The 6,975-nt window shown below is 35.9% G+C and carries 5 protein-coding genes and 2 pseudogenes; 1 reads left to right on the top strand and 6 read right to left on the bottom strand.

What is annotated here, in order from left to right; translation table 11 throughout:
* A partial coding sequence (locus JCM9140_RS24240) for a hypothetical protein (RefSeq protein WP_206777501.1) occupies nt 1-186 on the top strand: 186 nt, incomplete at its 5' end.
* Nucleotides 187-267: 81 nt separating this feature from the next.
* Here JCM9140_RS24240 and JCM9140_RS21185 read toward each other — a convergent pair.
* The 6 genes and pseudogenes from JCM9140_RS21185 to JCM9140_RS21165 form a co-directional block, all read right to left on the bottom strand.
* A complete protein-coding gene (locus JCM9140_RS21185) occupies nt 268-1,629 on the bottom strand; it encodes a hypothetical protein (protein WP_034751411.1) in 1,362 nt (453 codons plus the stop codon).
* Nucleotides 1,630-1,754: 125 nt separating this feature from the next.
* The gene (locus tag JCM9140_RS21180; protein WP_034751414.1) at nt 1,755-2,783 is read right to left on the bottom strand and encodes a GDP-mannose 4,6-dehydratase; all 1,029 of its coding nucleotides are present in this window, start codon (nt 2,781-2,783) and stop codon (nt 1,755-1,757) included.
* Nucleotides 2,758-4,134 carry a UDP-glucose dehydrogenase family protein gene (locus tag JCM9140_RS21175; RefSeq protein ID WP_034751408.1) on the bottom strand — a complete coding sequence of 459 codons (1,377 nt, stop codon included), beginning with the start codon at nt 4,132-4,134 and terminating at the stop codon, nt 2,758-2,760. Before JCM9140_RS21175 ends, JCM9140_RS21180 begins: the two co-directional genes overlap by 26 nt.
* A 679-nt stretch (nt 4,135-4,813) precedes the next feature.
* Nucleotides 4,814-4,918 (bottom strand): annotated as a pseudogene (locus tag JCM9140_RS23400) (NAD-binding protein); the annotation flags it as partial.
* Nucleotides 4,919-5,137: 219 nt separating this feature from the next.
* Nucleotides 5,138-6,448 carry a lipopolysaccharide biosynthesis protein gene (locus JCM9140_RS21170; RefSeq protein WP_034751405.1) on the bottom strand — a complete coding sequence of 437 codons (1,311 nt, stop codon included), beginning with the start codon at nt 6,446-6,448 and terminating at the stop codon, nt 5,138-5,140.
* A 276-nt stretch (nt 6,449-6,724) separates the two neighbouring features.
* Nucleotides 6,725-6,961, bottom strand: a pseudogene (locus JCM9140_RS21165) (IS3 family transposase); the annotation flags it as partial.
* Between the last annotated feature and the right edge of the window lie 14 nt (nt 6,962-6,975).

The raw sequence follows: 6,975 nt of genomic DNA, 5'->3' as shown, positions 1-6,975 counted from the left end.
TTCTTATGCTTACTTAGAGGACCGAAGTATTTTTCTCATGAATACCGTGCGATGATTGCCAAACTGTTGGTGTTTAACAAAGGTGTCAGTTATTTTGGAAGCACGAGAACCGTCCCCATGCTTCCCAAAAACTTAATAAATTTTTTAGATGTCTATCTATTTATACTAAAGGGAGAAATCTTTTAAACGGTGGAAAAAATCTTACCGATAAGTCTTTGTGGTGCCTGACAACAAGACCATTTTATCCCAATTTTCAATATACGAAAATCAACCAATGATAATTGTTTCATAAAGCAATTCCGCTTTGTTAATTAAATTGGGGGGAATTTGTTGTTTCAGGGTTTCTTGAGGATGAACTGATAGTGCATCACCATTATGAGTAAGGGCGTATAAAATTAACTCCCCTGCTTTTTCTAATTTGGTAGTGTTTAAATTAGCCGATATTTTAACCGATAAAGATGCGTGATTTATACAAGAATCAATATTTCCAAGATTTACTTCGCACACTGATAAATTCATCATTATATCTGATAACACTTCAAAATAATGATACCAATATTGGTTATCAATAAATGAACCATTCTTATATTCTAATCGGAAATTTCTAACCATTTGTATAAACAATGGTTCTAAAGCCGACTTACCTAAAAAATAGTCTTTTTCATTAATAAAGTTTAGACATATGTAATTATTTTTTTCTGAAGCATCAATAAAATCTAACATCCCATCCGATGTATAATCCAAAGTGAGAAGATTCTCCGCTAAATTTTCTACATCCTTATTAACTCTATTTGCCTCTTTAGCACAATCATGTTTTTCAATCCAAATATGGTGATTTTGCAAGTACCTGTATCCTTCACTCCACATTGAATAAGGAACTTTACTTTTTTTAACGACATCATCCATATAATCACTAAAATCTAATGGACTCCACATATTTTTAAATACACTCTCTATCCCTTTTTCTATATCCCTCTTTGTAGAATTATCATAATTCATTAGAAGGAGAGAACCAACAAACTCTATTGAACCTGATTCTCCAAACCCAACTTCATTTTTATACTTTGTACTAAATTCAGTATATGTTTTATTCACTAACTTCTTAACCTCTTCAGGTGTTGTTCCTTTTACAAAAGTGATAAAGTCATTTTCTTGTTTTATACTTTCTCCTACTTTTTGTAATGTTGCTTCAACTTTTCGCACTTTCTCATTTTTTAAATTGCTTCTTTCTTCTTTTAACGCTGTTTTTTCTTCTACTGGATCTTTTTTTGCAGTAGCAGCAGCTTCTTCTCTATGACTGAATGTTTGCTTACTATCTTGCAACTTATTAAAAGGAATAGTACCCCCATGATCTTGCTTATTTGCGCATTTAACATCCTTATTATCTTTTCGAATTAATAATGGCTCCAGTTTCAATGAACCTAATAACGATTTTATTTTCCTTCTATATTTAAATACTAAGAATCCTACTACAATTAAATAAATAAAACCACTTGTAAATATTGCAACTATCCCTTCAAATACGCTTTCTATGATGAAAAGTAAAAATTTAAGCAGATAATAAAGAATGAAAAGACTAATTGTTGCTAATATGACATTTTTTAGACTCAGTTTCATTTCCCACCCCATGTATTACCCCTAGTTCCTTAGGATAAATCTGAATTGAATTTGATAGTGTTTACTTTTGGCATCGCAAAGCACAGGTACAAAATCCAAAAACCCCACCAAGCTTCCACTCAGCGGGATTCTTCTAATCACTCCACCCCATAATACCCCACATACCAATCCACAAACTCCTGCAACCCATCCTCAATCGAAGTCTCTGGCTTAAACCCCACAGCCTTCTGCAGCGCGTCTGTTGATGCATACGTAGCTGGCACATCACCTGGCTTAATCGGTTCGAAATCTTTCTTAAACTCAACCTGTTTCCCCAGCGTCTTACTCAAACACTTCTCCAACGTCCCAATAAACGTCATTAACTTTTCTGGGTTGTTGTTACCAATATTGAAGACTTTATGAGGAACCCCCTCACCGGCAGGTGGATGACTAATCAATCTCTCAATCCCTAACACAATGTCATCAATATAAGTAAAATCGCGATATAAGTCATTCTCAAAATCGCCATTATTAAAGATCTTAATCGACTCTCCCGCAAAATACTTATCTGTAAAACCAAAATAAGCCATATCCGGTCTTCCCATCGGCCCGTATACCGTAAAGAAACGAAGCCCGGTTGCAGGTATGTTATAAAGATGACTATACGTATGAGCCATTAACTCATTTGATTTCTTCGTTGAAGCATAAAGAGATACTGGAGTATCAACAAAATCTGTTTCTTCAAATGGAACTTTTTTATTCGCTCCATAAACAGAACTCGATGATGCATAGACCAAGTGCTCAACTGGGTAATATCTACAAGCCTCGAGGATATTAAAGAAACCAATGATATTGCTTTGAATATACACATCTGGATTTTCGATTGAGTAACGCACTCCAGCTTGGGCTGCTAAATTCACTACAACATTAGGCTTCTTTTCTTCAAAGATCTCTGTAATTAAGGCTTTATCAGCAAGATCGCCTTTAATGAAAGTGAACTTCTCAAATGGCTTCAATTGATCTAAGCGAGTATGTTTCAAGTTCACATCATAATAATCATTAATATTATCTACACCAATGACTGTACAACCCTGCTCAAGCAATTTCTTTGATAGAAAATAACCAATAAAACCTCCTGCACCTGTAATTAAGTAGACTTTATTAGGATTTAACTGTTTGTAATTCAACATTCTTCGACTCCTTAACACTTACTCTATCGGCAGGTGCTCGTCCTATTGAATGATACTCTACCCCTGCTGCTTTCATCTCATCAACACTATAAATATTTCTACCGTCATAAACTAAAGGTGTTCGCATCAATGTCTTATAAGCCTCAGGTAGAACGGCTTTCACTTCTCCCCACTCCGTAAAGATAAAGCAGACATTCGCCCCTTCTAATGCTTCCTCTACATTGCTTACATAAGTTATGTGGCCTTTACCATTCTCCCCTGCCGGATGCACTTTTGCAAAGTTCTCAGCACCAACTGGATCATACGCATAAATATCTGCACCTTGCTCTAATAATAATGGAACATTCTCAAGAGAAGCTGCTTCTCGTAAGTCATCTGTTCCAGGTTTGAAAGTTAACCCTAATACAGCTACTTTGAGACCATTAAACGTAATAAGTCGTTTGCTAGCTTTTTTGTATAACTTTGTTTTTTGACCATTATTTACATCAATAGCGGCTTTAACTGTTTTAAGCTCATATCCGTTCTGTTTAGCTAAATTCTCCAATGCTTTTGTATCCTTAGGGAAACAAGAGCCGCCATAGCCAATTCCCGCATTTAAAAACTTACTTCCAATACGCTCATCATAGCTCATGCCTTTGGCCACATCTTGAATATCCGCACCCACTAATTCACAAAGATTAGCAATATCATTCATGTATGAGATTTTAAGAGCAAGGAAATCATTTGAAGCATACTTAATCATCTCTGCTGATCTTCTGTTAACAGCAACAACTGGTAAATGGAATGGCTCGTATAACCCCATAAGGATGTCTTCCGCCCATTCACTCTCAGTCCCGATAATGACTCTCTCCGCATATAACGTATCGTGTACGGCTGAACCTTGTGCTAGAAACTCTGGGTTAGATGCTACTTCAACTTTCACATCATGAACTAAAAAATCTTGAATAAACTGCTCTACTTTGTCATTTGTTCCAACAGGAACTGTAGACTTAACTACAACTAAACAGTCCTTTTCTACAGATTCAGCAATTTGTCTAGCTACCGTTGCAATATAGGAAAGGTTAGCAGAACCGTCTGGCTGTTCTGGAGTTCCAACACCAATAAATATGGCATCGGCATCTTTATAGGCTGATTGATAATCAGTCGTGTAGTCAATTCTTCCAGCTGCATAATTCTTTTGCATTAACTCTTGTAGATCTGCTTCGTATATTGGCGAGACACCAGATTTCATAAGATTTACTTTATCCTCGTCAATGTCCACACAGGTTACTTGATGACCTACTTCAGCAAAACATACACCTGCGACTAAGCCAACATAACCTGTTCCTGCTACTGCAATTTTGTACATAGTTTCTCCTGCCTTTACTCTTTAGTTTATATATTGATTTCTTTGATTCTCAACCTATAACTCTTTTAATATCTATTCACTCATAAGTTTTTATATAAATTAAAACAGCCTAAGAATTTTAGACTGTTTGACTTCCTGCTCATATCATTTTATAACGAAATCTAAGAAGCATGTAGCAACAACTTTTTTCCTTTGTTAGGAAACTTTTCTTCAAATAAGTTGAGATTTACTGGTATAACAAAAAAACGTTCCTACTGAATTAAGTACGTTGTATTTAGGTTTATTAATTCTTTTTACTCTATTTGAATTGAAATTCTATAGCAATGATCAGTTTCTTAGTTTTTAATGGAATCATGAGATCCGTCCCCGTGCTTCCAGACTTCAGCGAAACATACGCCTGCGACTAGGCCGATGTACCTGTGCCGGCTACTGCTATTTTGTAAATGAGAGGTCCTCCTGGTATTTGATTTATTTAATGTGTAGTAGATTGTTTTTAATTTATGGATAGAATAAAAAAACGTTCCTAGAAAATCGGACGTTTACCTTCTAAGCTATCTACAAATTTGGGTGATGCCTCAACTCAATTTGGAAGCATGAGAACCGTCCCCATGCTTCTGCTAAGCTATCGATAAATTTGAGTGATGCCTCAACTTAATTTGGAAGCATGAGAACCGTCCCCCTGCTTCTCGATATCAACACAAGTTACTTGATGGCCGACTTCGGCGAAACATACGCCAGCGACTAGGCCGACGTAGCCTGTACCGGCTACTGCTATTTTGTACATTAGGGGTCCTCCTGGTATTTGATTTATTTAATGTGTAGTAGATTGTTTTTAATTTATGGATAGAATAAAAAAACGTTCCTAGAAAATCAGGGACGTTTACCTTCTAAGCTATCGATAAATTTGAGTGGTCTCAACTTAATTTGGAAGCATGAGAACCGTCCCCCTGCTTCTAGAGTTTGTTATATTGTTCCCGCGTTTCCCTCTTATGTCTATGATTTACTATCCAATATCCAGTGTACCAGAAGATTTATTAAATTGATCAAATCGTCTACTTACAAATAGAGTTAGAATTATTAAGTATAGATACATTAATACAGAAGCAATTGAAAACAAAGCCACAGCAAAGATAGCTTCGTTAAAGAAAAATACACCTGTTAATATCGCACCAGTTTTTACAGCAGTACCTACGATCTCCACCAATAGAAATTGCCTTTGAATACTTAACACAGGGATTGCTACAATAATAGGTCTAGTTATAAGCATAGATAACGCAACAATGGCAATCCATCTTGCATATTCACCGGCGATAATCCACTCGTTTCCAAATACGAAACTGAATATCATAGGACCGAACAGAATAATAACGCCAAATGGGACAATTCCTATAATAAGTAAGCCTGATACTGCCTTTATTATTATTGGAGTAATTCTCCTTTTAGTATTTGCTAATTCATTTACTTTAGGATAGAACACATTCTGCACCGCTTTACCTATTAGTTGAGATGGTGTATTTAACGCTTGTTTTCCTAATGCATAGAAGCCCGCTACGGCTGGACCAAAGAAGCTTGCAAATAATAAAACCGGAAGGCCTTGTGACACTGCATTAATAAAAACTTGTGGTGCACGATATTTAGGGAAATCCTGATTCTCCCTCGCAACTTCTTTAAGGTCTTCAATAGTATGTTTTTCGGATCTATTTACAATAGATTTATCAGACATAAAAAACATCAGAGAAGCTCTAAAAAGAACACCTGCTGTCTGAATTATGACCAATGTAGCTGATAATGGATAAACTAACCCACCTCCCACTTTCAATCCATTCATAAAAATTGATTGCAATACAGCAGTCTTTGCTGTGACTTTAAAACTCTTTGTTCGAATAAGCCACTGTTCCATTACTTGAGAAAGACCTGTTACTAGAACAAATAAAGGCAATAAATAAATAAAGCTAGATATAACATCTAGCCTAAATAAATTAACTACCTTTTCAGCTGCCAGTAATAAAATTACTGTTATTATTAATCCGACTACTAAGGTTAACAACAGCGAGAATTTAACTATGGATCTAGATTTTCTATCACTTTTTGGGAGGACAATCGCAATTGGGTATGTTAATGCAGCTATCGGACCAAGAATCGCTACAACTGCAGTAAACGTTCCTAATACCCCAATAGATTCAGGTCCATATAATCGCGTAATGATTGGCATAAGAGAGAATGTAATAATTTGCGCCAAAGCGGTTCCACTCATAACCATTAAGACGTTTTTAATAAACCTGCTTTTTTTTATAGTATTAAATTTAGTTATCATATATTCCAGCCCATTCTAATTAACTCAATATCTAGTAGATAAATACCTATTTTACATAAGTGGTACCTTACTAACCTCTCATATAATTAGTAATTTTATAATGTAACCATAATTATATTTCCTAAGCTAGGGAATCATTCGTTTATCTCAACTGTTCACCTAATAATTATTCTAGTCATACCATACGAAAAAGCTCCCGGCAAATCTTCTATAGTTCCAGTGAGCTTATAATCATCGCTCTTTAGGAAGCATGAGAACCGTCCCCTTGCTTCCCTGTGTTGGCTTTTGGCTACGGCCACGGTGGTGTTGCATCTTTCCTTCACGTAAAACACGGTAAAATGTAGATTCTGACGCAATATACGTTCCTTTATCCGCAAGCTTTGGGACAATTTGTGTTGGAGGGAGATCGGCAAATTCTTCTTGTTTGACAACCTCGATAATTTCTTTTTTTTCTTCCTCAGACAACTTATTTTTTGTAACAGGTCTTTCCGTCAAAGGGAACGCTGAATCGACCTTTAACCCTCACC

The organism is Halalkalibacter wakoensis JCM 9140, assembly GCF_000513095.1.
GTDB classification, from domain to species: domain Bacteria; phylum Bacillota; class Bacilli; order Bacillales; family Bacillaceae_D; genus Halalkalibacter; species Halalkalibacter wakoensis.
Note: the sequence above shows the minus strand (reverse complement) of the source record. Positions and strands in the feature narration are given on the sequence as shown.

Coding starts and splice junctions, on each gene's coding strand:
- JCM9140_RS21170 (WP_034751405.1), bottom strand. CDS start 6,448: ATGATAACTAAATTTAATACTATAAAAAAAAGCAGGTTTATTAAAAAC.
- JCM9140_RS21175 (WP_034751408.1), bottom strand. CDS start 4,134: ATGTACAAAATTGCAGTAGCAGGAACAGGTTATGTTGGCTTAGTCGCA.
- JCM9140_RS21185 (WP_034751411.1), bottom strand. CDS start 1,629: ATGGGGTGGGAAATGAAACTGAGTCTAAAAAATGTCATATTAGCAACA.